This window comes from Bremerella cremea (genome assembly GCF_039541315.1).
GTDB classification, from domain to species: Bacteria; Planctomycetota; Planctomycetia; order Pirellulales; family Pirellulaceae; genus Bremerella; species Bremerella cremea.
The window spans coordinates 315,842-340,636 of sequence record NZ_BAABFZ010000004.1 but is presented as its reverse complement, the minus strand read 5'-3'; the positions used below and the strand labels follow the sequence as shown (position 1 = coordinate 340,636).

Genomic DNA, 24,795 nt, shown 5'->3' with positions numbered 1-24,795 from the left:
ACGCACTATGACCAACTTGCTTTGCCCTGAAACCGCCGAAGAGGCGATCTCGCCACCGGTATCGACACCGGCACCGGCTCGGCGCTTGTCGCTGTCGCACAACTTTGTTTGGGCGCTCGGCGGCAACGTGACCTTTGCCGCCTGCCAAGGTGCGGTGTTGGTTTTATTAGCGAAGGCCACCGATCCTGCCATGGTCGGGCGATTCGCATTGGCGCTCGCGATCACCGCGCCCCTGTTTCTGCTGACCAACCTTCAGCTTCGAGCCGTCCAAGCGACCGATGCTTTGGGGCACTACCGCTTCGGCCATTACCTGGCGTTGCGTCTGCTGACCACGGTCGCCGCTCTGGCCACTTTACCAATCATCTTGTTGGTCGCTGGCTACTCGTGGAGCTTCGCGGCGGTCGCCTTCGTAATTGGAATCGGTAAGTCGTTCGATGCCCTGAACGATGTTATGTATGGCCTCGTGCAGAAACATGAACGCCTCGATCGTGGTGGCATGGCTCGTGTTACCGCCGGCATCGCGACGCTTTCTGGCCTCGGCATTTTATTGTGGTGTACCGGAAGCCTGTTCTGGGCCGCGATCGGTTGGGCCGCCGGCCATGGCGTGGTTACCCTGGCTGCCCGAGGTTGGGTTGGCGACGACATCCTGAAGCAAGAAGACGAGACAAGCGAGCAGCCGCGACTTTTCAGTCCGCTGTTCGATTGGGGTCAACTCGGCCAGCTCACTCTCTTGGCCTTGCCAATGGGCGTGGTGATGATGCTCGGCTCGTTGCAGATCAACGCACCGCGATACTTCATCGAACACTATCTCGACGACAAACTGCTGGGGATCTACGCCGCGATTGCCTACCTGATGCTGGCCGGTCACATGGTCAGCTTGGCGATGGGGCAAGCGGTGACGCCGCGACTTGCCAAGCACTTTGCAGCAGCTGAGTTCTCGCAGTATTTCGCCATCATCTTCCGCCTGCTCGGGATCGCTGTGGCTGGTGGTGCGTTGGCATTCGCTCTGACTGCGACGCTTGGCTCGACGGTCCTTTCGCTGTTGTTCACGCCAGAATACGCCCAGCACACGCCAGTGCTGATCTGCTTGTCGGTGGTGCTGGGGATCGAAGCTGCCACGTCGTTCCTGGGGGAAGCAATGACGGCGACTCGTAAGTTCAAGGTGCAAACGCCGGTGCTGCTGGCCGCTCTGATCGCTGCCGCCGTGAGCTGTGTGCTGTTAATTCCGCCGTACGGATTGATGGGTGCCGCGATTGCGACCGGCATTGGGGCATTTACTCAATTCATTGGCTCGGCCCTGGTTGTCTTGTGGGCGGTCAGCGAGCGACGAAAGGAATCGGCATGATTGCTTCCAACGACAAACGTATCCGAGTCGTTCAAGTCGTGCATGGTCTCGTCGTGGGCGGAATCGAAAGCTGGCTGGTCAACGTCCTGCAGCGGATCGATCGCGATCGCTTTCAGGTCGACTTCATCACCAGTCGCCCTGAGCCTTGCTATTACGACGACGAAGTGCGTGCCCTCGGTGCTCAGATTCACTTCTGCCCTTCGCCGCGCAAGCCTTGGATTTATGGCCCAGCGTTCCGCAAGATTATCAAGCAAGGCGGCTATTCCGTCGTCCATGCCCACGTCGATCATTACAGCGGCTTTGTCATGCGGTTGGCGAAGAGCGTCGGGGTGAAGACCCGCATCACGCATAGCCACAGCAACACGACGCGAAACCAGGCCAAAGCAGGCATGTTCCGTCGGATTTATTTAGGTTCGGCCAAGCGTTGGATCCGTACTTCGGCGACGGTTGGTTTGGCCGTGTCCGACGTTGCAGGTGCTTCGCTGTTCCCTCGCTGGGGAAACGACGATCGCTGGGATGTGCTGCACTGCGGAATCAATACTGCTGGTTTCCATCACCCCGTCGACCGATCGGCACTTCGCCAACATTATGGAATCCCCGAAGATGCCTTCGTGTTCGGACACATCGGTGGTTTCCGCGAGCCCAAAAACCATCGGTTCCTGGTTGAAATCGCCGCCGCCCTAAAGAAGCGTGATCCGTCGATCCGAATGCTGCTAGTAGGCGACGGCCCCCTGCGTCCTGAGATCAAAGCCCATGTTCGCGAGGCTGGCGTCGAACAACAAGTGGTGTTCACCGGTATCGTCCGAGACGTGACGACCGTGCTGCGTGGTGCGATGGATGCGTTTGTTTTTCCTTCGCTGTGGGAAGGGGCACCGCTGGCGGTGCTCGAAGCCCAAGCGACCGGCATTCCAACGTTGATGTCGACGGCCGTCACCAACGAAATTGCTCATATCCCTTCGCTGGTGCAACAAAAGTCGCTCGACGATTCGGCCGATGATTGGGCCGACGCGTTGATGACGATGGCCCAGCGACCTCGTGAGTTTACGCCTGCCGAAGCACTCGCACGAATCGAAGCGAGCCGCTTCAATGTCGACAATGCCGTCCGCAAGTTGGAGGCGTTGTATGCAGGCCAGTAACCTTCCCCTGGAACATCATGCATCGCTGCCGGCAGTGCGGACCCAAGCGACTGATCACTCGTCGCCACTTCCGCTGTGCTTCGTTGGGCTGTGCTTGTATTTCCTGAGCCAAGGCTACCTGGTGCCATTGGCGGCGATCGGTCCGTCTTGGGCGATCTGGCCGCGTATCGCTGACTTCGCAGGCCTATTTATGGCCGGAGCATGTCTCTGGCAATGGCGTCAAGCCGAGCGACTTCCCAAACCACTGGCGACGATCACCTTTTGGTTAATGGTCTTCCTTTGGCTGTCAGCAATTTCGCTGATCGCCCAAACGATCATTTCGCCGAAGCTGTACTGGAATGGTCCTCGCATGGGTGAAGCGGTCCAGTGGGGCATCTATCAGTTGGCACGTTTGATTCAATTCATCGCTTTGTTTGTCTGTGCGGCATACACGCCCCTGACCGAAACACGACGACGCTGGCTGGTCGGCGTTTCGACTACGGTCCTGTGGTTTGTGATCATCACCGTGCTGCTGACTTATACCGGAACGATCACTTACGAATCTGTCGTCGCGCACCTGCCCGAGTCCCCCGATGTCAGCGGACCATGGGCCTCGTTCGGCGAATCGTTCGATGGTCTTGGCTACATCAGTTATAACCATGCCTACACTGCCGTGCAGTTGGTGCTGCTGTTCAGCCTGCACTTGAGTTTGACGCGTTGCCAATTCAATACGGCTAACCTGCTTCTGTTGGTTGCGGTCAGCTTGGGCGTCTTCCTTTCGGGTAGCCGAGCTGGTTTCGCCGCGATGTTGGTCCTTGTGGCTCCTTGTCTTTGGACATGGGTTCGCCGCGGAGGCATCTTGCCGCTGGTCTGGGCAGGCACCGTTGGCTGCACGATCTTTGCCACGATGCTGATTGCCCCGAGCTTCTTTAAGGTTCGCGGACTGACCGATTTCAAACAGCAGATTGAAGACCTCGTCGTTCGGCAAACGAGCACGTTTGAGGGCTACAAATCGGACAACCTGGCAGGCCGAACCGACATTTGGAAATGGCATCTCGACTCGCTCGAAGAACGGCCATGGACCTGGGTTGTTGGCTATGGCTTTGGTTCCGCCATCACACGTGGCAACCAGGCCCACATGCAGCCGCTGAATATGGTCAGCGAGATGGGCCTGATTGGTCTTGGCGTCGGGCTGGTGCTGATGGTGATCGTCTTGAAAACTCTCTGGGAGATGGAACCGCCGGGGCATCCGTACCTGTGGGGAAGCCTGGCACTGCTGTTCACTTCGCTCACGCAAGAGACCTTTTATCCCGTAGCGGCGATGGGGCATTTCCCTGGGTTTTACCTGTTTGGCCTGGCGATTTGTTTACGGCTGGCAATTGACTTGCCACCAACGCCAGAGCTTCCGCAATCGACATCCACTCCCGCTACGACTTCATAGATTCCTTCACGTTTCATGATCAACAACCACCCGCAATTCGATCGAACGCCAGACAGCGGCCAACGCCCTGCTCTGTTGATCACGATTGATACCGAGGGAGACGATCTCTGGTCGAACCCGACCACGATCACCACGCGGAATGCGGAATACCTTCCTCGTTTTCAAGCGCTGTGCGAACGCTATGGTTTCCGGCCGACGTGGCTGACGAACTGGGAGATGGTCGAGTGCCCTATCTATCAGCAGTTCGCTAGTGATCTGCTTGCGCGAAACACGGGGGAAGTCGGCATGCACCTGCATGCGTGGAACAATCCACCGTTGACGGCGTTCGACGATCAACATGCCCAGCGACAGCCTTGCCTGATCGAGTATCCGGCAAACGACATGCGAGACAAAGTCGCTCGCATGACCGACCGTCTGGAAGAAATCTTTCAGGTCAAAATGCGCAGCCATCGCGCTGGCCGCTGGGGCTTCGACGAAGCATACGCCCAGTTGCTGGTCGACTTCGGTTACCAGGTCGACTGCTCGGTAACACCGGGCGTGCGTTGGAACTACGCGTACGTTGGCAAGTACCAAGAGACCGGGGTCGACTACCGCGAGTTTCCGAGCCACGCCTATTGGATCGATCTGAAAGACATCCAGCGTCCCGGCAATTCGCCGCTGCTGGAACTGCCGATGACGATCGTCCGTGGCGATCAAACTTTCTGGACGCGGTGTATGCATCAACTAGGCCGTTCGTCCCGGTTGCTGAATCGTGTTGCTAATCGAATCGCACCGCAAGATGTTTGGTTCCGACCTTTCCGCAACAACCGCCATTTGCTGCCCAAGTTGGTCGAAGCAGGGCCCGTGGAAGGCTGCGATTATCTGGAGATGGCGTTCCACTCGTCGGAACTGATGCCCGGCGGAAGCCCATCGTTTCCGAATGAACGTTCGATCGAACAACTGTACGAGCGGTTCGAGGCACTCTTCGCCGCGGCCCAGGGGCGATACGTCGGCCTAACGTTGACCGAGTACCACGACCGCATGGTATCCGATCGGCTTGCGATGTCCTCTTCCACCACCGCACAGGAGGCATAAGCAGTACACCATGGACGTTGTCGTCACTCTCGAACACCGATTCTTCCGCACGCCAGATGGTGCCACGTGGACCGAAACGCAGTTCCCAAACGCGTTCTGGCAACGGTACCTGCATGTGTTTGATGGTGTGCGGATTGTGGCTCGCGCCCAGCCCGTCGCGGAAGCCCTTTCTCACTGGAACCGAGTCGACGGTCCGAAGGTTGCGTTCCATGCCCTTCCGTATTACCAAGGACCTTGGCAGTACCTGAAGAAAGCCAAGGCGGTTCGTCGAGCCGTGGCCGAAGCAGCCGGAACCGAACATGCCATCATCATGCGAGTGCACTCGCCAATTGCGGCCCTCGTAGAACGCCGCATGCGCGGCGAGAACAAGCCGTATGGCGTCGAAGTGGTCAGCGATCCCTGGGATGTGTTCGCTCCCGGTGCGTTTCATCATCCTTTGCGTTGGTACTTCCGTCGCAGCCTGTCGGCACAAACCAAGCGACAGTGCCATAACGCCGTCGCGGCATCGTATGTCACGCAGCATGCGTTGCAGAGACGCTACCCAGCGACCAACGCAAGCTTTCAAACGCATTACTCCAGTGTCGAGTTGCCGCCGGAGTCGTTCGTCGAAGCGCCTCGCGAATTCGATCCGCAAAACGGACCATTGAAGCTGATCACGGTGGGTGCGTTGGCTCAGATGTACAAAGGGGTCGACACGCTGATCGATGCCGTGGCAATGGCTCGCCAGCAAGGTGCCGACGTTGCCCTGACCATCGTGGGCGACGGCAAGCATCGTGGTGAACTGGAAGAACAAGCTTGTCGTGTGAATTGTGCCGACGTGATTCATTTTGCAGGTTCACTAACCAGCGGGCCGCCCGTTCGGGCCGAACTCGACCAGGCAGATCTGTTCATTTTGGCATCCCGCCAGGAAGGATTGCCTCGTGCCATGATCGAAGCGATGGCTCGAGCACTCCCTTGCGTCGGCACCACCGTGGGCGGCATTCCAGAACTGCTTGCCGAAGAGAACTTGTTTGCCCCCAACGATGCCGAAGCCCTCGCTCGTCGCATCGGCGAATTGGCCAGCGACCGTTCGCAGCTCAACGCGATGTCACAGCGGAATTTGCCGCTGGCTCAACAATATGCCGATCAAGTGCTGCGAGAGCGGCGCGATCAATACTACAACGCGGTTCGTCAGGCCACCCAACAATGGCTTGATGGATCGAGTGCGCGGAATCCTGTTACTGCAGCGGATGGACGACCGCCAACCGGTAGCAGGATGGTTACGCATTCGCTCGCCACGAACGGAGTGTCGATGCAAGCGAATGACACAGTTTCCCCAGTTGCGGAAAGTGCACAATCCGCCGCAACTTCAACATGGCAAGGTGCTAAATCATGCACACCGTAATTATGGCAGGTGGTCGCGGCCGACGCCTGGCCCCTTACACGATTAACTTCCCTAAGCCGCTCGTCCCGGTCGGAGAGATGCCGATCCTCGAGATCGTGCTCCGTCAACTCAAGATCGCCGGCTGCGAAACGGCAACCCTTGCCGTCGGTCACCTGGCGGAACTGATCATGGCCTACTTCGGCAAAGGCGAGCAGGTTGGAGTCGACCTGCAGTACTCCGGCGAGAAGCAACCTCTCGGCACCGTCGGGCCTTTGGCACTGATGGAAGACCTGCCAGAGAACTTCCTGGTGATGAATGGTGACGTGCTGACGACGCTCGATTACCGCGAGCTGTACCAGTACCACTTGCAGAACGAGTGCGATCTGACGATCGCTTGCCATCGCTGCTCGACCAAGATCGATCTTGGGATCGTCGAGTTCGACGAACGACTTGAAGTGACCGGCTATCGCGAAAAGCCGCGTCTTCCTTACGACGTTTCGATGGGGGTTTACGCCTTCAATCGCAAGGCACTTGATATCGTGCCTGCCGGCGAATACTACGACCTGCCGACGCTGGTGCTGAAGTTCATCGAACTGGGCCGCAAGGTAAAGGTCTATATGTCGGACGCGATGTGGCTCGACATCGGTCGAGTCGAAGACTACGCCAGCGCGAGCGCCGTGTTCGAAGAACACCGCGACTTGTTCCTGCCAGAGCCCCAACTGGCCAACGGCACTCCGAAGAACTAACACCGACGCAACCTACACCTAGGAACCCTATCCATGAAAATCCTGGTCATTGGCGGTGCCGGCTATGTCGGCTCAGTCCTTACCACGCATCTTTACGAACAAGGGCACGAGCTGACTGTGCTCGATTCGCTGATGTTCGGCTCGCAATCGCTCGAACCGCTGTTCGGCAAAGAACGCTTTAAGTTGATCGAAGGCGATCTGCGCGATCAAGACTTGCTCGACAGCACGATCCCCGGCCATGACGCGGTCTGTCTTCTGGCAGCCATTGTCGGCGAACCGGCATGCAACCGCGACGAGAAGAACGCCGAAGACATCAACTATCACGGCGCGATGAAGGTGCTGGAGTCGGCCAAGAGGCATGGCGTGAAGCAATTTGTCTTCACCAGCACTTGCAGCAACTATGGCATCTCGGATCCAAATGCCCCCGCGACGGAAACCTCGCCGCTGAATCCTTTGTCGGTCTATAGCCGCTCGAAGGTCGAAGCTGAAAAGCAGATCCTCGCGTCGGCCAGCGAGACTTTCCATCCGACCGTGCTGCGTTTGAGCACTGCTTTTGGTATCTCGCCACGGATGCGTTTCGACCTGTTGGTCAGCGACTTCACACTGGCCGCGTATCGCGAACAGAAAGTAGTGATCTACGGCGGTCAGTTCTGGCGGCCATTCGTGCATACGCAAGACATCGCCCGGGCGATTCAGATGGTGCTCGACAGCGAACCAGAAACGGTCTCGGGCGAAGTGTTCAACATCGGTGGCGACGAGAACAACGTCCAGAAGATGCAACTGGGCGAAATGGTTCAGCAGGAGGTGAATGGCACCGAGATCGAAACGATCCCGGCTGGTACCGATCCTCGCAGCTACCGCGTCGACTTCACCAAGGCCAAGTCGCGTCTCGGCTTCGTCCCACAGTGGTCGGTCCGCGATGGGGTGACCGAAGTGCATGCGTGCCTGCAAGAGAACCGTTGGTCCGATCCGAAGGACGCTCGCCACTTCAACTAGTCGACAGATCCTTTTGAGATTTGCACCCTCCACCGATTCAGCATCATGACAACACCACAATTTCGCATCTCCGAGTTGGACTACGATCAGCAGGAACTGGACGCCGTCGTCGAGGTCATCAAGAGCCAATGGCTCTCGCAAGGACCGAAGATCGAACAGTTCGAGAACCGTTTCGCGGAGTTCGTAGGTTCGAAACGAGCTTTGGCCGTCTCGAACGGTACGGCGGCGCTGCACCTGGCACTGCTTGCCAGTGGCATCGGTCCTGGCGATGAAGTCCTGGTTCCCAGCTTCACGTTTGTCGCCTCGGTGAATGCCGTGCTCTACGTCGGAGCGAAGCCAGTCTTCGTCGATATTGTGGGGCCGCACGATTTGAATATCGATCCGGTTGATATGGCCGCGAAGATTACGCCGCGCACCAAAGCAGCGGTGGTCGTACACATGGCTGGATTCCCTGCCGACATGGACGCCATCTTGCTGCTCGCCAGCGAGCACAACCTGGTGATTGTGGAAGATGCGTGTCACGCGGTGGGTGCTCGCTACAACGACAATCCTGCCAGCCCGCTATCGCAAAAGATGGCTGGCACGGCAGGTACCGTCGGTTGCTTTAGCTTCTTCGCCAACAAGAACCTGGTAACAGGCGAAGGGGGGATGGTGGTGACCGACGATCCTGAAATTGCGGAACGAGTTCGATTGGCACGTTCGCATGGCATGACCAAAAGCAGTTGGGACAAGGCTGCCGGGCGTGCAACCGACTACGACTTGATCGATGTCGGCTTTAACTACCGGGCGACGGAATTAACCGCCGCGCTCGGGCTTATTCAACTCGAGAAGCTACCCGAGGGAAATCGACGACGACGTGAATGCGTTGCCCGGTATCGCGAACGTTTGGCAGGGCTGCCAGGCATCTCGATTCCTTTCGCCGATCGACTCGACGATAGCTCTCACCACGTTTTTCCGATTCTGCTCGAAGACTCCGAAATTCGGGCCGAGTTTCGCAGCCGCCTTGGCCAGCGCGGTGTGCAAACAACTTTCCACTATCCTCCAGTCCATTTGTTCACACATTATCAAAAGGCATGTCCTGACACTCCTCCGCTTCCCCAAACATGCGACGCCGCCAATCGTGAAGTCACGTTGCCGCTGCATGCTCGGATGACGGTCGAGATGGTCGATGCCATTTGTGATGTCATTTGTGAAGAACTGGGGGCCTTAACACCTTCGCAGGTTAACCATTCATGAGCGTCGCGTTTCCCCCGACAAACTACAATGGACGTCAGATGGCAGCTCTGACCCGCGAGACGAACGACACGGAAAACGTTCGTCCCCTGCGTATTCTTCACGTTGTTGGTGGTTCTGGCTTCGGCGGAGCCTCTATCTTCGTGTCGCGGCTGGCAGAATTCTGCCAGCGTCATGGCTACCATGTCGATGTCCTGACAACCGATCCAAAACTTCAAGCCACTTTAAAAGCCGCAGGCATCGGGGTCGTTGACCTGGATGTGATCTGGCGCGAGATCCGTCCTTTGAAGGATCTCAGCGGAGCTCGCAAGCTGGCGAAGTACTTGAAGACGGCCGGTTACGATATTGTTCATACGCATACGTCCAAGGGAGGTATCGTGGGTCGCTGGGCCGCCTGGAAAGCAGGCGTTCCTTTCGTGCTCCATACTGTCCATGGCTTTGCGTTTCACGAAGAGTCGAGTCCACCGAAGCTTTGGATTTATTCTAATGCGGAACGTATGGCGGCACGTTGGTGCCATCGCATCGTCACCGTCAGTGAATACCATCGCGATTGGGCTCGCGATCTGAAAATCGGCAAGTCGCACCAGGTGGTCGCCATCCCGAATGGCGTTTCCACGAAGTGTGCCGAGGCCAAACGAACTCCGGAAGAAGTTCGTGAGGAACTGGGCGTATGTCAGGACACGGTCCTGATGCTCGCTCCTGGTCGGCTGGCCTCGCAAAAAGGACTGAAATATCTGGTCGAAGCCGCCCAGAAGCTGGAAGGGCGAGCCTCGCTGCCCTACCTGTTTCTGCTCGCTGGCGATGGCCCGCTGAAGGAAGAGCTTCAGGAGCAGGCCGAGTCGCTCGGTGTTGCAGACAAGTTCCGCTTCCTTGGATTCCGCGATGATGTCGGCGATCTGTTGGCCGCTTGCGATGTCGTGGTCCTTCCAAGTTTGTGGGAAGGACTCTCGCTTGCGTTGCTTGAAGCGATGATGGTTGGCAAGCCAGTCATCTCGACCGAGATCGGCAGCAACCGCGAGGTCTGTGCTAAAGGTGATGCCGTGCGATTGGTGCCACCCAAAGATTCGACTGCGCTGGCAGATGCCATTGCAGACCTGATCGACTCTCCAGAACAGCGATTCGACCTGGCACAAACCGGCCAGCAGATCGCAATGGATCACTATGGCGAAGAACGGATGATGAACCAGTATCTGGAACTTTACGACGAACTTGGGCAAGGGAGCGACCCCGCCAAGAAGACGAACGGCACGCCCTCATCTGAGCCTGGTCGAGAGATCGACAAACGAGTGATCCGAATTGACTCGCCAGAAGTGACTCCCGGAAAGCCAGTTGCTCCACGCTACCTTAACTGGAAGGGACCTTTGGAACGGCTAGCCGCAGGCATCGCCCTGGTTGGCTGCCTTCCGCTGTTGGGTGCATTGATCGCGATTGTTAAGCTCTCGTCACCTGGCCCTGGCTTGTATAGCCAGAAGCGGGTTGGCAAGGGGGGAAGAATCTTCACCTTGTACAAGCTTCGCAGCATGCGAAGCGACGCCGAAAGCAAGAGCGGTCCGGTCTGGGCTCAGTCCGGTGACCCAAGGGTCACGCGATTGGGCAAGTTCCTGCGAGCATCGCATCTGGACGAACTGCCACAACTTTGGAATGTCGCCAATGGTGACATGTCGCTGATCGGACCTCGACCAGAACGACCAGAGTTCGTGGCGATTCTCGAGAAGTCGATTCCGCACTATCTCGATCGCCTGGAAGTCTTGCCTGGGATTACGGGCCTGGCCCAGATCAACCTGCCCCCGGACTCGGACAATGAAAGCGTCTGGCGGAAGCTACTGCTCGATCGAGCCTACATCCAACAAGCAAGTTTCTGGATGGACTTCGGCATTCTGGCTTTGACCGGCTTGCGAATGGTTGGTCTGCGAGGGCCAGGCGTTCGTGGGGTGTTCAAGCTGTATATCGACGGTGAGCAGTTGCCGCCGATGCCCTTGGCGGCTGCCGAACCAACCTCGACCGAAGCTTCGCTGGAAGATTCTCCGGTCGAATCGGTTGCCGAGTAGCGATCACTTTTTCGTGAGATCGATTCCGTCCGCTCGGGCGGAATCGGTTCGCGGAAGATTGTCGAGCCAATCGAGCCATTCTTCTAAAACGGCGAGATCAATCCCTTCTGCCATCGCTGCGGCGACAATTGCCTCGCGTTCTTCTGGCGTGTCGACACGGGAGATCCGCTCGAAAAATACGCGTCGTGCTTCTTGGTGAGGAGTAGCCATCATCGACTGATACTTCCTAATCCTTGCGGTGCCATGGGATGAGTTGGGCTGGCCCTGCGAAGATACTTACCGCCCCAAATCTATCACCCCGCTATGGTGGGAGCAACAAATCGTTCGAGGTTCTTCTAAGAAATCGTACGTCGCAATCCGCACAAAGAGCAGAATTTGCGCTACCCGCGTGATGGGACGTCGATCGAGCTTTGACAGTCTGTTCACGAGACGCCCAGTCGATGTTTGCCGCCTCTCTCATTTTCATATCGACCACGCCAGGCAATCTCTTTTGGGGGCGATTCTTACCGCACCAATTTTCTGACCTTCGTCCTGGACAATGATCTTTCGTCGACAGGTACGACTAACGCTGCTCGCCATGAAAATGACTTGTGTTCAGATTTCTACATATTGGACAAACCTCAAAAGTATTGAGGCCAATTCGATGGGATTTCGTGGAGTGCTAGTGACGCTTCGATTCACGTTGCATGGACATTGATTGTCTTTGACGACGGAATCTCGACCGCACGAGCAACTACATATTTCTTATTGTTTTATTCAGGAAGTTTGAATTGATGGCTATCCGTAGCAAGAAGGGTTTCACGCTGGTGGAACTGTTGGTGGTGATCGCGATTATCGGTGTGCTGATTGCCTTGTTGTTGCCTGCCGTTCAGCAAGCCCGCGAAGCGGCTCGTCGTATGCAGTGCACCAACCATCTCAAGCAGTTGGCATTGGCACTGCATAATTACCACGACACCTACCTCGCTTTTCCAGCGATCAGCTACGATCACGAAGTGAACGGCGGCGACGAAACACGTCACGCGAGTTGGAGTTGGGGAACCTGCATTCTTCCTCAAATGGAACAAGGTGCCGCTTACGACATCCTCGCTCCAAGCAGCCCTGATCGTTTGCACGAAGCGGTCAACAACTCGACCAAGCTGGCAGTTCTGCAAACCCCAATCAGTTCGTGGCGTTGTCCGTCGGACTCTGGCCCGACACTGAACAGCCACTACACGATCAACAATGGCTCCGGTAACCAGTCGCAAGATGTCGAAATTGCAACGGCTAATTACCTCGGCGTGAACCATAGCGGCGACATCTCCCGAACCAACACGCCCACCTCTTCGCGGAACTACCGGATCACCGGCATGTTTGTCCCCGGCACCAATGTGCAGAGCAACAACCTGATGGTGATCAGCATGCGACACGTGACCGACGGTACGAGCAATACCGCATTCGTCGGTGAACGTCCCTTCATGCTGGGTGGCGTCGAACTGGGTGCCGGCCTGATTTATGGTCATACCGGAAACGAAGACATCGAGACGAGCCACAACTACGAAGATGGCTTCATTGCCGTCGTCGGCGCGGGCAAGACTCCGATTAACTACAACGATACCTGCGGAACAGGTTGCGACGATCGCGACGGACGCCAAGGCTTCTCGAGCCTCCACCCAGGCGGTTCGCAGTTTGCCTTCGTGGACGGCTCGGTCCACTTCATCGCCGAAACGATCGATAACAACTTCGGTGGTCCTGATGATTCAACTTACGAACGCCTGCTGTCGCGAAACGATGGCCAAAACCTCGGGTCGTGGTAACACCTGGTAACGATAAGGAATCTCGTATGAAACGTATCCTGCAATTCAGCCAAGTGTTGGCACTCGCCTTGATCAGCATTAGCGCCGTTGGTTGTGGCAGTAACAATGGACCACCAACCGGCGAAGTCCATGGTCAGGTCACTTACAACAACGAACCTGTCGAAGGCTGTTCGGTCGTGTTCACGCCCAAAGCAGGCGGTCGCAGTTCCAGCGCGATGACCGATGCCGAAGGGAACTACGAACTGAAGTACACGATCTCGACGATGGGTGCCTTGGTGGGGCAACATCGCGTCGAGTTGTTTACCGCCGTCCAGCGCGTGGTGAATGACGAAGGTGTTGTGAAGAACGAAGGTCGAAAAGAGATGCTCCCCAAAGAGTACAACTCGGCAACCACGCAAGTTGCTGAAGTTGCCGCAGGAGATAACACGATCGACTTCCACATTACCGGCAAATAGGCATGCCGACCCAGCCCACCACCACTGCAAGACGCGGCCGTTTCGACAGCCGCGTCTTTTGCTGCGCGGCCGTCGAATTTCAGCCTCAGGACGCTTTCTGTCACCCGCTGAGAACTCTACCGCAGCCCTCGCAATTCTCGGATCGTCAATGGGCGTACTCGACAATTGGTCGTCACGAGTGAGTTAACCAATGCAATCCCATTTATGCGTTTCGTGCATAGATAGGATAACGAAAATGCATTGGATGTATTGCTCTCTATACCCCAAAATTGAGACGCAGCAACGAATGACAGGTTCCCCCTTCGGCAAACCACCACCTCAATCATCGGAGATGATCATGACTCACGCACTTCAATTTCCGCGAACGATCGCGAGCATGGCGGTGCTCTGCTTCGCGTCGTCGGTGTTCGCGCAGCATCCTGCGACACCATCCCAGGCTCCTGCCGGACATCCTCAAACAACCGGAGGCGTTAGCAAGTGCCCCATTACCGGAGCTCTGAACGCTTTCATGACGGCTGCCGATGCTGCCGCAGGGGAAGCGAGGAAGAGCCCTGAAGCGTACATGGATCACGATCCAGAAAACAAAGTGCAAGATTGGTGGCCGAACAACCTCGACCTGAGCATCCTTCGCCAGAATACCAACAAGAGCAATCCACTGGGGCCAGACTTCGACTACGCTGCCGAGTTCAACTCGCTCGATATCGACGAAGTGAAGAAGGACATCAAGCACTTGATGACCACGTCGCAAGACTGGTGGCCTGCCGACTACGGTCACTATGGCCCGCTCTTCATTCGTATGGCCTGGCATAGCGCTGGTACCTATCGTGTGACCGATGGTCGTGGTGGTGCCTCGGATGGTGCTCAGCGATTCGCTCCACTTAACAGTTGGCCAGACAATGCCAACCTCGACAAGGCACGTCGCCTGCTGTGGCCGATCAAGCAAAAGTATGGCCAGAAGATCTCGTGGGCCGACCTGATGGTTTTGACTGGCAATTGTGCCCTGGAATCTATGGGCTTCGAGACCTACGGTTTTGCTGGTGGTCGTGAAGATGTCTGGGAACCTCAAAACGATATCTACTGGGGTCCGGAAGGCGAATGGCTTGGCGGTCAACGTTATAAGGGGCATGGCGATCTCGAAAATCCTTTGGCGGCCACTCAAATGGGTTTGATCTACGTCAATCCTGAAGGCCCCAAGGGCAAGCCAGATCCACTGGCCGCCGCCCAAGCCATCCGTACGACGTTCGGTCGAATGGCCATGAACGACGAAGAAACGGTCGCTTTGATTGCAGGCGGTCATACCTTCGGCAAGGCCCACGGTGCTGCACCACCAAGTGAATATGTCGGTCCCGAACCAGAAGGTGCGAGCATCGAAGAACAGGGCCTCGGCTGGAAGAACAAGCTGGGTAAAGGCAACGCCGACAGCACGATCACCAGTGGTTTGGAAGGTGCTTGGACGTCGACGCCGGCCCAGTGGTCGCACAGCTACTTTGAAAACCTGTATGGCTACGAATGGGAACTGACCACGAGCCCAGCCGGTGCCCATCAGTGGAAGCCCAAAGACGGAGCAGGGGAAGGGACCGTTCCCGATGCCCACGATCCGAACAAGTCGCACGCTCCGATGATGTTTACGACCGACCTCGCTTTGAAGATGGATCCGGCATACGGCAAGATCTCGAAGCGTTTCCACGAACACCCAGAAGAATTCGAGAAGGCCTTCGCCAAGGCCTGGTACAAGTTGACCCACCGCGACATGGGACCTCATTCGCGATTACTGGGCTCTCATGTGCCGGAAGCTTTGATCTGGCAGGATCCTATCCCGGCAGTCGAACACGATTTGGTTACGGCCAAAGACATCGCGACGCTGAAGCAAGAGATCTTGGCTTCCGACCTGACGACGGCTGAATTGGTTTCGACGGCCTGGGCTTCGGCCAGCACGTTCCGTGGCTCTGACAACCGCGGTGGTGCCAACGGTGCTCGCATTCGATTGGCGCCGATGAAAGACTGGGAAGTCAATCAACCGCAGCAGTTGAGCAAAGTGTTGTCGACGCTGGAAAAGATCCAGCAAGACTTCAACAAGGCTCAGACTGGTAACAAGCAGATTTCGATGGCTGACATGATCGTCTTGGGTGGCTGTGCCGCCGTGGAAGATGCCGCGAAGAAAGCGGGCCACGACATCGAAGTTCCGTTCACCCCAGGTCGAACCGATGCGACGCAGGAAATGACCGACATCGAAAACATCGAAGTCCTGGAGCCAACGGCCGATGGTTTCCGCAACTACTTGGGCGAAGGCAACTATCGTCCGGCTGAGAAGATGTTAGTCGACCGTGCGAATCTGCTCACGCTGACCGCACCTGAGATGACCGCTTTGGTGGGTGGAATGCGAGCCTTGAACGCCAACGTCGACGAGTCAAACCATGGCGTCTTCACCGATCGTCCTGGCACCTTGACCAACGACTACTTCGTGAACCTGCTCGACATGGGCACAACCTGGAAGGCCAGCGAGGACAATCCTCAGGTCTTCGAAGGAACCGACCGTGAGACCGGAGCCGTGAAGTGGACCGGCACCCGTGTCGACTTGATCTTCGGATCAAACTCGGAACTGCGAGCCGTCGCGGAAGTCTACGCCAGCGAAGATGGCAAAACCAAGTTCGTCAACGACTTCGTTGCCGCTTGGGACAAGGTGATGAACCTCGATCGATTCGAGCTGTAATCGACCAATCAACAACTACTGTGCAAGTAGTGCGGAGTCTGTCCTTCCTCGGGGCAGGCTCCGTTTTTTATTTCGAACCGAACCTTTCCATTCCGAAATTGAACCTTGTTTCTGATAGCAACTTTGTTTCAAGAAACTTGCCGAAATTTCACTCGAATACAACTCGTATTGGCATCGCTACAGATTTCCCAGGAAATGGAAGCGAAGTGTACATCGGTCTGCTATGTTAAATCTTTCGTCAGAACAAGACGCGCGTGCCGCCTTTCGGGCATGCCCAGCATGAAGGAACGTCTTATGTCGCAAAGCAAGTCGGAAAAGATGCCGCTCTATCGTCACGGCGACGTCCTGGTACGCCGCGTGGCTGCCATCCCGGAAGATGCCAAGAAGCGACTTCATCTCACCTTGGCCGAAGGCGAAATCACGGGGCACTCCCACCGAATCGCCGAGCCCAAAGCCGCCAAGCTGTATGAACTTCGCGGACAACGCTTCCTGGAAGTCACCGAAGACCAGGCAACGCTCGTCCACGAAGAGCATGGTCCGATCACCCTTTCCCGCGGTTGCTATCTCGTCTGGCAACAACGCGAATACTCACCGCAAGAGATCCGCATTGTACGCGACTAAGGTTTCCCAGGAATGGATTCGATGAACCAGTCAACGACGCCCCCGTCTTCCGCCGATCTATTTCGTCCCAACGCCGATGGTATCGTGCAGCTCGAAGGCCATCAGTGGGAACAAATCCCGCCTGGGTTCCAATGCGAGGTGCTCGACCTGACCAGGTGCGAAGGGACGATCCAGCTTCCAGCAGGCCTGAAACTTTACGAACTGTTGCTGGAAGGGACCGCAATTGAATCGCTGCCGGACGATATCCAGGTCGAGATGGCGATCCGGCTTTCCAACTGCCGCGAACTCCATTCGCTGCCCGCAGGGCTTTCGACCGGATCGCTATTTCTACAAGGCTGCAATTCACTGACTCGACTGCCAGAGGACCTCGATGTTTGGTTCCTCGATATGTCGGGATGTTGGGCCTTCCAAGGCTGGCCGAAGCATGCCAACATCTGGGCAGGCAATTTGAACATTCGCGGCTGCACCGCACTGCAAAACTTGCCAGCCTATCTTGGTCCTTTGGCCTCGCTGAATGTTCGCGATTGCTCGAACCTCGAAACGCTTCCGGACAATCTAAAGATCACCGGCTGGATCGACATCGCCCAGAGTGGCCTGGCGAATGTAAAGTCGATTCCCGAGTCGCTCAAGAACGTCGAGATTCGCTGGCAAGGTGTGCGAATCAGTCACGAGTTGTGGCTTGACCCTGGGTCGATTCAGATTCACGATATCTTGAAAGAAGATAACGCGGAACGTCGCCGAGTGCTGATCGATCGTTACGGCCAGTCCCGGTTCATGTCCGAGGCGAACGCCGAAGTCCTCGACGAAGATCAAGATGCCGGTGGCGACCGCAAGCTACTGCGAGTTCCTCTGCAAGAGGACGAGCCCCTGGTGACACTCTCGTGCCGTTGCCCATCGACCGGCCGCGACTACTTCCTGAGGGTGCCACCCAACATGCAATCGTGCCGCCAGGCCGCCGCGTGGATGGCGGGTTACGATAACCCCGACGATTACGCCCCCGAAATCGAGACATAGTCGCTTCCCGATTTCGTCTTCGATATATTGCTGACCTGCTTGCCCCTTTTATGTGAAACCAGGAATCACTCCATGACAATTGACCAGAATTACGTCAAGTTCTTTGGCCTGCCGGTCGTCGATTTCGAAAAGCCTGAAGATTGGAAAGGCCCGAGCAAAGCGTATCGCGTCCGTGTCGACTGGGACACGTCGACGGAAGAGATGGGCAAGCGTTATGAACTGCTGGGCAGTCAGGCCGACTCCGACAAGCTAACCGCCATCATCGTCGGTGCCTGGATGGGGGACGACAGCAGCAACGACAGTTCGACCGTGATTCAGCATCTGGTCGCGCTCGCTCCGAAGCTTCCGGCCCTCAAGGCAATCTTCGTCGGGGACATCACGTACGAAGAAAACGAAATGTCGTGGATCGAGCAAAGTGATCTCGCTCCGCTACTGGCCGCCTACCCAGGCCTGGAACTGCTTCAGGCCCGCGGCGGTAACAGCCTTTCGATTTCGCAGACCACGCACGAGAACCTCAAATCGCTGATCATCGAAACCGGCGGCATGCCACGATCGGTGCTGCGAGATATTTCACGCTGCAGCTTTCCTAATCTCGAACACCTGGAGCTGTGGCTCGGAACCGGTGAATATGGATGGGATGGTGGTGTCGAAGATTTGCAGCCAATCCTCACCGGCAAACTCTTTCCGAAGCTAAGCTATCTTGGGCTTCGCAATTCGGACGCGATCGACGAAATTGCACCGGTTCTTCCCAATGCCCCTTTAATCAGCCAACTGCAAGTTCTCGACCTTTCACTTGGCTCGCTCTCGGACGTGGGTGCCCGACCGCTGCTGGCACTAGCTTCGGCAGGCAACCTGAAGAAGCTCGATCTTTCGCATCACTACATCGCCCCGGAAGTTGTCGAGGAACTGCAAGCCGCATTGCCGTTCGAGGTCGTTGCCAACGATCCCCAGGAAGCCGATGACGAATGGCGGAATATTTATGTCTCGGAATGAGCCGCGTCGTTGGAACATTTTGGGCAACCCCGACTGTCGCCGGGTTGCCCGATTCCAGGCGGCCCTCAACCAGCGAGGCCAGCTTTCTGCTCAATTGATCGACTATGCTTCGGTACTCGGCGGAGACTCTAGTCTGACGGAAAGTCTTGCCTCGGGAACGCTGCTGCGGATTGAGTCCGCCGCCGAAAGCTTTTCGACGCGGCGAATGCTGCTGGCTTACGGTTACGATCGAGCCATGGCCGAAGGCTATCAGGCAGCGAGCCCGCAGCAGATCGAGCGGCACACTTCCGCAGCCTCGATTGAGTTCAAGCCACGGCAACTTTACCTCGGCTTTCAGCGATTGCTACAGGAAGTCGATGAAGTCTGCGCGGCGTCTGGATGTCTTCCCGTTCAAGCTCCGACCGATATCGCTTGCATGTACGACAAGTGGCATTGTCAGCAACTGCTGGCGGCAGCAGGCATTGCCGTACCAAAGCTGTTGGGTCGTATACAGTCGTGGGACCATCTGCGTGAACTCACAGGAAACGATGGCCGCACCATGGTGAAGATGGCACACGGCTCCGGCGGCGTTGGCTGCATTGCGCTACATTGGTCACACGGGCGTGTGCGTGCCTTCATGTCGTCGCAAACGCTGGCGATGGCCGCGCCGGAGCTTGCTGATTTGAGCGTTCCGATTCAAGTACTCAGTGACGAACGGTCGCTGGCTTATGTCATCGAACAACTTGTCCCGGAGCAGATCCATCTCGAACATTGGCTTGCGAAAGCAAAGCACCAGGGCAATCCGTTCGATCTGCGGGTCGTCGTCATCGCAGGTCGTCCTCGTCATGCGATTGCCCGAGTCGGCCGTAGTCCGTTTACAAATTTGAATCTTGGAGGCCAACGCCTCGGTCTCGATCAATTGGACGGCTCCGAACGTGTGAACCTTTGGTCGCAAGTCGAATCCATGGCGGCTAAGGTCGCCAACTGCTTCCCGCAGACGCTTTCGTTCGGGCTCGATCTACTGCTGACACCGACCGGTCAGTTGAACGTCCTGGAAGTCAATGCGTTCGGCGATTTGCTGCTGAATGTCCTTTCGGAAGGACAAGATCCTTACGCCGCCGAGATTGCGGCCACCGAGGCCTGGATTCCATCGCGAAGCGGTGACCTCTCCACAACTGGAATCGCCGTCGCATGAACATGAACCAGATTGTCGGGCATGCCGATCTTTTACTGATCACCTTGGACACCCTGCGTTACGATGTCGCCCAGGCCGCCTGGCAAGATGGCCTTCTGCCGAATCTTTCTCGCCTGCTGCCTGGCACCGGCTGGCAACTAAGGCATACGCCTGGCAACTTCACGTTCGCCGCCCACAGTGCCTTCTTCACCGGCTTTTTTCCAACGCCAGCCATGCCTGGCAAACACTTCCGCCCCTTTGCACTTCGCTTCGCAGGCAGTGAAACGACTGGGCCTGACACGTGCATCCTCGAAGGGGAGAACCTCATTTCAGGTTTCGCCAATCGAGGCTACCACACGATCTGCATCGGGGGTGTGGGCTTCTTCAACAAGCAGACGCCGCTTGGCTGTGTTCTGCCAGGCATGTTCCACGAAAGCCACTGGTCGGTCGAGTTGGGTGTGACCGATCGCGACTCTACACGAAACCAGGTCCGCGTGGCCTGTGATGCCCTGGCCCGCTTACCGCATGAACAGCGTGCGTTTTTGTTCATCAACATCTCGGCACTTCATCAGCCGAACTGCCATTACCTGCCGGGGCACTACGAAGACAACTGCGCCACGCAAATGGCTGCACTACAATATGTCGACAGCCAACTGCCGCCTCTCCTGGATGCCTTACGAGCACGAGGCACTGGTTGGGGAATCGTTTGCTCTGATCACGGTACCGCTTATGGTGAAGAAGGGTACTGGGGGCATCGCGTTTCGCATCCGGTTGTGTGGAATGTCCCTTATGCCGAAGTAACCTGGGAGCACCAACCATGAACCAATTGCCGATCCTCGGATCCGATCCACTGGCCGCTCCCTATGTTGCTTACTCGTACTCGTATCCGCACAAGTCGGCTTACGGCCCGCTCGATCCACCGGTTTCGCTCGACGAGGTCTGGCAACGCGAGAATCGCCAGAGCCTGTTTCTCTACACGCACTTGCCGTTTTGCGAAATGCGTTGTGGGTTCTGCAATTTGTTCGCCAAGGCAGGCAGCGACTCTGCGGCGATCGACACCTACCTGGATAGCATCGAGCGTCAAACACGTCGCCTCAGCGAAGCCACCTCGGGCAAGCGAACCGTCACGCGATTCGCCCTAGGAGGTGGCACGCCGACGGTATTGAGCGTTGCCCAACTCGAGCGACTGTTTGATCTCGTTTCGCAGTCCTTCGACTTCAATCCGGCGAACGTTCCGACGTCGATTGAAACGTCTCCCAAGACGGCCACCGAAGAGCACCTCAAGCTGCTGCATGAACGGGGCATTCAGCGCGTTAGCATCGGCGTGCAATCGTTCCTAGAGGAAGAAGCCCACGGGATTGGTCGCCCGCAGAAAGCGATCGAAGTTCGCGAGGCACTAGCCCGGATCAAAACGTTTGGTTTTCCGATCCTGAACATCGACTTGATTTATGGGCAGCCCAATCAAACGCTGGAAACCTGGAATCATTCACTGGAAGCGGCCCTGCAATACGAACCCGAAGAGATCTTTCTTTACCCACTGTATGTGCGTCCGCAAACAGGCCTCGGCAGACGTGCCCGCACTTTGGAGTCCTCGGCTTTGCAACCGATTGACCTCTATCGTGCTGGCCGCGACAAGCTGAAGGCGGCCGGGTATCGACAGCTCTCGATGCGGTGCTTCACGCGCGATCTTTCCCAGGTCGATACCGGTCCCGCCTATTGCTGCCAGAGTGATGGAATGCTGGGACTGGGGGCAGGGGCTCGATCTTACACCTCGCGGTTGCATTACTCGAGCCGTTTCGCGGTGAACTCTTCAGGCGTGCAGTCGATTCTCGAAGAGTGGACCCAGCGTAGCGAAGAGACCTTTGGCTATGCCGACTGGGGGATCGTGCTGAACGACGAAGAACGGCGTCGACGGTTCATCATCCAGTCGCTGCTTCACTACACCGGACTTTCCCGGACCAGCTTTGCCCGAACGTTCGAATCGCAGCCTGAAGAGACGATTCCTGAACTTACCGGCATGACCGAGACAGGCCTGATCGAAGAATCGGATAACGTGCTGCGACTTACCGAAAAAGGCGTAAGCCTTTCCGATGCGATCGGACCGGCCCTCTACTCCGAATCAAGCCGTGCCCGCCTGCGGGAGTTTTCTGCCCCGTGATCTCGCACTATCACATCTTGTATCGTGGCCCACTCAGCAGTTGCAACTACGGCTGCACCTACTGTCCGTTCGCCAAGCGAGACGAAACGTACACTCAACTGGAAGGGGACCGCCAGTCTCTCGATCGATTCGTGAACTGGGTCGAACAGCAAGATCGTTCCCTCAGCATCTTGTTCACCCCCTGGGGTGAAGCCCTCGTGCGGAACTGGTACCAGCAGGCAATCACGCGCCTAAGCTGGATGCCGCATGTGCGCCGCGTTGCGATCCAAACGAATCTTGCCTCACGACTTTCCTGGCTCGAGGATTGCCAGCCCGATCGCGTTGGCTTGTGGTCGACCTTTCATCCAACAGAAACTTCGATTGAACGGTTTGGCGATCAGGTTTTGAGAGTGCTGCAAAGCGGCACACGAATTAGCGTCGGGTGCGTTGGCCTGAAAGAGCACTTCGATTTGATCGAGCAACTTCGGGAGGCGATCCCACGGGAAGTTTACGTCTGGATCAATGCTTACAAACGCGAGACCAACTACTATAGTCCGGCCGATGTCGAGCGTCTTATCGCTATCGATCCCCACTTCGCAACGAATAACAACCGGCACGCAAGCCTCGGCGAGGCCTGTTTCGCAGGCGAAGCCAGTTTCACGGTGGATGGCGAGGGAGATATTCGCCGCTGTCACTTTGTCGGCGAAGTCATCGGCTCGATCGAGGATACCGACTGGGAGGATTGCCTGCGTGCGAGAAGCTGCCCGAACGCGACCTGCGGTTGCCATATCGGTTACGTGCACATGAAGCGGCTACAGCTTTATCCGCTGTACCAAGAGGGACTCGCGGAACGAATCCCTGCGGATTGGTCTCCTTCGCGAAACGCTCGCTCGACTTAGTGCCGCGTCATGATCTCGCGATACGCCATCTGATCGTCATACAGCTTGCGGAAGACCTGATACTTGGCTTGATGATAAACAGCCGCTGGGCCGCTGGCCGGTTCCAAGATGCGGTCGGCCCCGCTCATCGTCGACATGGCTTCCATCAAGTCGGCCTTCTCGCCCGAAGCCAACGCACCCAGCATCGCACCTCCCAGCAAGACCGATTCCGGCTCGGCGGGTAGCACCACGCGGCAACCGGTGATGTCGGCGTGCTCTCGCAGGAAGACCGGATTCTTCGTTCCACCACCGCAGGCCAGGATCGTATCGATCTGGTAGCCCTTCTCGTTCATCACTTCAATGATGTGACGGGTACCGTAGGCGATTGCCTGGATGGTGGCCAGGTAAAGACGAGCCAAATCATCGAGCGTTGCCGAAAGGGTCAATCCGCTGACCATGCCATGCAGCGTCGGATCGGCCCAAGGCGAACGATTGCCATGAAAATAGGGACAGACATGAAGGTCTTTCGTCAGCGAAGCCGGAACGCGGCGGTCCGACGACAGCGAATCGAGACGATCGTTGAGCACTTCGTAAACGCTCTTGCCACTCGCCTTGGCGGCTTCTTTCAGTTGCGGACTCGCACCATGGTTCTCGATGATGAAATCGATCAGCACGCCCGTCGCCGATTGACCACCTTCCGTGAGCCACATCCCAGGGATCATGGCCGAATAGTACGGCCCCCAAATCCCGCCGATGAAACGAGCCTCGGATGAGGTTGCCATGTGGCAGCTCGACGTCCCACCAATTAGCGCGAGGCGACGATTCAGTTCGTTGGCATCCAAGGCCCGGCCTTCGAGGCTGGCTCCGATCATCCCAATACCGCCCGCGTGGGCGTCGATGATCGACACACCGACGGCAGTGCCTTCCGGCAGCCGCAGATCATTCGCAGCCTGACGCGAGATTCCCTGACCGATCGCCTCGCCCATGGGCCGTACACGCTGGCCGATGCGGCGAAACTCTTCATGGGCCAAATCGCCTAAGCCGACAGCATCGAAGAACGAACGATCCCAGCGGCCGATTTCGTCACCGCTCCCTTCGTGCCCGAGGTAGGTCCATTTGCAAACGGTCGAGCACAAAGAGCGCGTCTCGTCACCGGTCGCACGGTACGTCAGGTAATCGGGCAGATCGAAGAACTTGCCAGCCTTCGACCAGGTCTCCGGCATGCTCTCTTTCAACCACAACAGCTTGGGGACTTGCATCTCCGGCGAGATCGCGTTGCCAACGTACTTCAAGACTTCGTACTGTCCGCCATTGATTCGGTGAGCTTGCTCGGCAGCACGGTGATCCATCCAGACGATGACGTTTTGTTCTTCTTCGCCATCGGGACTGACCGAGACCGGGCGACCTTCTTCATCGGTAACCACCAACGAACAGGTCGCATCGAAACCGATGCCGCGAACTTGCTTGGCATCGATACCAGATTCCGACACCGCCTGGCGAACCGCGAGACAAACCGCTTGCCAGATATCGTGCGCCGAGTGCTGCACGAAGTTCGGCTTCGGGCGAAAGAGCTTGATAGGATGGATCGCCGCGCCAAGCCGTTTGCCGTTGCCATCGAACACGCCTGCTCGGGCACTTCCGGTTCCGACATCAACGCCAATGAAATAACTGCCGCTCATC

General features: G+C 57.0%; 21 protein-coding genes. 19 read left to right on the top strand and 2 right to left on the bottom strand.

Translation table 11 applies throughout. The features are described 5' to 3' along the window. The first annotated feature begins 7 nt into the window (after positions 1-7). From ABD890_RS16060 to ABD890_RS16020, 9 genes are read left to right on the top strand one after another with little or no spacing between them, the layout of a single operon-like run. On the top strand, positions 8-1,345 hold the full coding sequence (locus tag ABD890_RS16060; protein WP_345091763.1) for a lipopolysaccharide biosynthesis protein: 1,338 nt from the start codon (positions 8-10) through the stop codon (positions 1,343-1,345). Beyond that, positions 1,342-2,481, top strand: a complete 1,140-nt coding sequence (locus ABD890_RS16055) for a glycosyltransferase (protein ID WP_345091760.1) — start codon at positions 1,342-1,344, stop codon at positions 2,479-2,481. The genes ABD890_RS16060 and ABD890_RS16055 overlap by 4 nt, the downstream gene beginning before the upstream one ends. Beyond that, a complete protein-coding gene (locus ABD890_RS16050; protein WP_345091757.1) occupies positions 2,468-3,901 on the top strand; it encodes an O-antigen ligase family protein in 1,434 nt (477 codons plus the stop codon). The genes ABD890_RS16055 and ABD890_RS16050 overlap by 14 nt, the downstream gene beginning before the upstream one ends. 15 nt (positions 3,902-3,916) lie before the next feature. Next, positions 3,917-4,975: a polysaccharide deacetylase family protein gene (locus ABD890_RS16045; protein WP_345091754.1), complete on the top strand. Its 1,059-nt coding sequence runs from the start codon at positions 3,917-3,919 to the stop codon at positions 4,973-4,975. A gap of 10 nt (positions 4,976-4,985) precedes the next feature. Next, positions 4,986-6,359, top strand: coding sequence for a glycosyltransferase (locus tag ABD890_RS16040; RefSeq protein ID WP_345091751.1), 1,374 nt, complete (start codon positions 4,986-4,988; stop codon positions 6,357-6,359). After that, entirely contained in the window at positions 6,347-7,084 is a 738-nt protein-coding gene (locus ABD890_RS16035; RefSeq protein WP_345091748.1) for a sugar phosphate nucleotidyltransferase, read from the top strand. Before ABD890_RS16040 ends, ABD890_RS16035 begins: the two co-directional genes overlap by 13 nt. A gap of 33 nt (positions 7,085-7,117) precedes the next feature. Continuing rightward, entirely contained in the window at positions 7,118-8,080 is a 963-nt protein-coding gene (locus tag ABD890_RS16030; protein ID WP_345091745.1) for an NAD-dependent epimerase/dehydratase family protein, read from the top strand. Positions 8,081-8,125: 45 nt separating this feature from the next. Continuing rightward, entirely contained in the window at positions 8,126-9,316 is a 1,191-nt protein-coding gene (locus tag ABD890_RS16025) for a DegT/DnrJ/EryC1/StrS family aminotransferase (RefSeq protein ID WP_345091742.1), read from the top strand. A 38-nt stretch (positions 9,317-9,354) separates the two neighbouring features. Beyond that, positions 9,355-11,361: a sugar transferase gene (locus tag ABD890_RS16020; RefSeq protein ID WP_345091739.1), complete on the top strand. Its 2,007-nt coding sequence runs from the start codon at positions 9,355-9,357 to the stop codon at positions 11,359-11,361. A 3-nt stretch (positions 11,362-11,364) separates the two neighbouring features. Here the strand turns inward: ABD890_RS16020 and ABD890_RS16015 are convergent, their stop codons facing one another. Beyond that, entirely contained in the window at positions 11,365-11,574 is a 210-nt protein-coding gene (locus ABD890_RS16015; RefSeq protein ID WP_345091736.1) for a hypothetical protein, read from the bottom strand. A 560-nt stretch (positions 11,575-12,134) separates the two neighbouring features. Here ABD890_RS16015 and ABD890_RS16010 point away from each other — a divergent pair. From ABD890_RS16010 to ABD890_RS15965, 10 genes are all read left to right on the top strand, one after another. Further along, on the top strand, positions 12,135-13,154 hold the full coding sequence (locus ABD890_RS16010; RefSeq protein WP_345091733.1) for a DUF1559 family PulG-like putative transporter: 1,020 nt from the start codon (positions 12,135-12,137) through the stop codon (positions 13,152-13,154). Between the two features lie 26 nt (positions 13,155-13,180). Then, positions 13,181-13,609 carry a transthyretin-like family protein gene (locus tag ABD890_RS16005; RefSeq protein WP_345091730.1) on the top strand — a complete coding sequence of 143 codons (429 nt, stop codon included), beginning with the start codon at positions 13,181-13,183 and terminating at the stop codon, positions 13,607-13,609. A 562-nt stretch (positions 13,610-14,171) separates the two neighbouring features. Further along, complete coding sequence (katG, locus tag ABD890_RS16000) at positions 14,172-16,319, top strand: catalase/peroxidase HPI (RefSeq protein ID WP_373356650.1); 2,148 nt, start codon at positions 14,172-14,174, stop codon at positions 16,317-16,319. A gap of 294 nt (positions 16,320-16,613) precedes the next feature. Next, a complete protein-coding gene (locus ABD890_RS15995) occupies positions 16,614-16,940 on the top strand; it encodes a hypothetical protein (RefSeq protein WP_345091724.1) in 327 nt (108 codons plus the stop codon). Between the two features lie 21 nt (positions 16,941-16,961). Then, the gene (locus ABD890_RS15990) at positions 16,962-17,954 is read left to right on the top strand and encodes a DUF6745 domain-containing protein (RefSeq protein WP_345091721.1); all 993 of its coding nucleotides are present in this window, start codon (positions 16,962-16,964) and stop codon (positions 17,952-17,954) included. A 72-nt stretch (positions 17,955-18,026) separates the two neighbouring features. Further along, positions 18,027-18,947: an STM4015 family protein gene (locus ABD890_RS15985; RefSeq protein ID WP_345091718.1), complete on the top strand. Its 921-nt coding sequence runs from the start codon at positions 18,027-18,029 to the stop codon at positions 18,945-18,947. Continuing rightward, positions 18,934-20,121 (top strand): STM4014 family protein, encoded by a 1,188-nt coding sequence (locus ABD890_RS15980; RefSeq protein ID WP_345091715.1) that lies wholly within the window; start codon positions 18,934-18,936, stop codon positions 20,119-20,121. The genes ABD890_RS15985 and ABD890_RS15980 overlap by 14 nt, the downstream gene beginning before the upstream one ends. After that, entirely contained in the window at positions 20,118-20,921 is an 804-nt protein-coding gene (locus tag ABD890_RS15975) for an STM4013/SEN3800 family hydrolase (protein WP_345091713.1), read from the top strand. Before ABD890_RS15980 ends, ABD890_RS15975 begins: the two co-directional genes overlap by 4 nt. Then, positions 20,918-22,258: an STM4012 family radical SAM protein gene (locus ABD890_RS15970; RefSeq protein WP_345091710.1), complete on the top strand. Its 1,341-nt coding sequence runs from the start codon at positions 20,918-20,920 to the stop codon at positions 22,256-22,258. Before ABD890_RS15975 ends, ABD890_RS15970 begins: the two co-directional genes overlap by 4 nt. After that, positions 22,255-23,136: an STM4011 family radical SAM protein gene (locus tag ABD890_RS15965; protein WP_345091707.1), complete on the top strand. Its 882-nt coding sequence runs from the start codon at positions 22,255-22,257 to the stop codon at positions 23,134-23,136. The genes ABD890_RS15970 and ABD890_RS15965 overlap by 4 nt, the downstream gene beginning before the upstream one ends. Here ABD890_RS15965 and ABD890_RS15960 read toward each other — a convergent pair. Next, positions 23,133-24,794 (bottom strand): FGGY-family carbohydrate kinase, encoded by a 1,662-nt coding sequence (locus ABD890_RS15960; protein WP_345091704.1) that lies wholly within the window; start codon positions 24,792-24,794, stop codon positions 23,133-23,135. The genes ABD890_RS15965 and ABD890_RS15960 overlap by 4 nt on opposite strands. Between the last annotated feature and the right edge of the window lies 1 nt (position 24,795).

Coding starts and splice junctions, on each gene's coding strand:
- ABD890_RS16060 (WP_345091763.1), top strand. CDS start 8: ATGACCAACTTGCTTTGCCCTGAAACCGCCGAAGAGGCGATCTCGCCA.
- ABD890_RS16055 (WP_345091760.1), top strand. CDS start 1,342: ATGATTGCTTCCAACGACAAACGTATCCGAGTCGTTCAAGTCGTGCAT.
- ABD890_RS16050 (WP_345091757.1), top strand. CDS start 2,468: ATGCAGGCCAGTAACCTTCCCCTGGAACATCATGCATCGCTGCCGGCA.
- ABD890_RS16045 (WP_345091754.1), top strand. CDS start 3,917: ATGATCAACAACCACCCGCAATTCGATCGAACGCCAGACAGCGGCCAA.
- ABD890_RS16040 (WP_345091751.1), top strand. CDS start 4,986: ATGGACGTTGTCGTCACTCTCGAACACCGATTCTTCCGCACGCCAGAT.
- ABD890_RS16035 (WP_345091748.1), top strand. CDS start 6,347: ATGCACACCGTAATTATGGCAGGTGGTCGCGGCCGACGCCTGGCCCCT.
- ABD890_RS16030 (WP_345091745.1), top strand. CDS start 7,118: ATGAAAATCCTGGTCATTGGCGGTGCCGGCTATGTCGGCTCAGTCCTT.
- ABD890_RS16025 (WP_345091742.1), top strand. CDS start 8,126: ATGACAACACCACAATTTCGCATCTCCGAGTTGGACTACGATCAGCAG.
- ABD890_RS16020 (WP_345091739.1), top strand. CDS start 9,355: ATGGCAGCTCTGACCCGCGAGACGAACGACACGGAAAACGTTCGTCCC.
- ABD890_RS16015 (WP_345091736.1), bottom strand. CDS start 11,574: ATGATGGCTACTCCTCACCAAGAAGCACGACGCGTATTTTTCGAGCGG.
- ABD890_RS16010 (WP_345091733.1), top strand. CDS start 12,135: ATGGCTATCCGTAGCAAGAAGGGTTTCACGCTGGTGGAACTGTTGGTG.
- ABD890_RS16005 (WP_345091730.1), top strand. CDS start 13,181: ATGAAACGTATCCTGCAATTCAGCCAAGTGTTGGCACTCGCCTTGATC.
- katG (WP_373356650.1), top strand. CDS start 14,172: ATGGATCACGATCCAGAAAACAAAGTGCAAGATTGGTGGCCGAACAAC.
- ABD890_RS15995 (WP_345091724.1), top strand. CDS start 16,614: ATGTCGCAAAGCAAGTCGGAAAAGATGCCGCTCTATCGTCACGGCGAC.
- ABD890_RS15990 (WP_345091721.1), top strand. CDS start 16,962: ATGAACCAGTCAACGACGCCCCCGTCTTCCGCCGATCTATTTCGTCCC.
- ABD890_RS15985 (WP_345091718.1), top strand. CDS start 18,027: ATGACAATTGACCAGAATTACGTCAAGTTCTTTGGCCTGCCGGTCGTC.
- ABD890_RS15980 (WP_345091715.1), top strand. CDS start 18,934: ATGTCTCGGAATGAGCCGCGTCGTTGGAACATTTTGGGCAACCCCGAC.
- ABD890_RS15975 (WP_345091713.1), top strand. CDS start 20,118: ATGAACATGAACCAGATTGTCGGGCATGCCGATCTTTTACTGATCACC.
- ABD890_RS15970 (WP_345091710.1), top strand. CDS start 20,918: ATGAACCAATTGCCGATCCTCGGATCCGATCCACTGGCCGCTCCCTAT.
- ABD890_RS15960 (WP_345091704.1), bottom strand. CDS start 24,794: ATGAGCGGCAGTTATTTCATTGGCGTTGATGTCGGAACCGGAAGTGCC.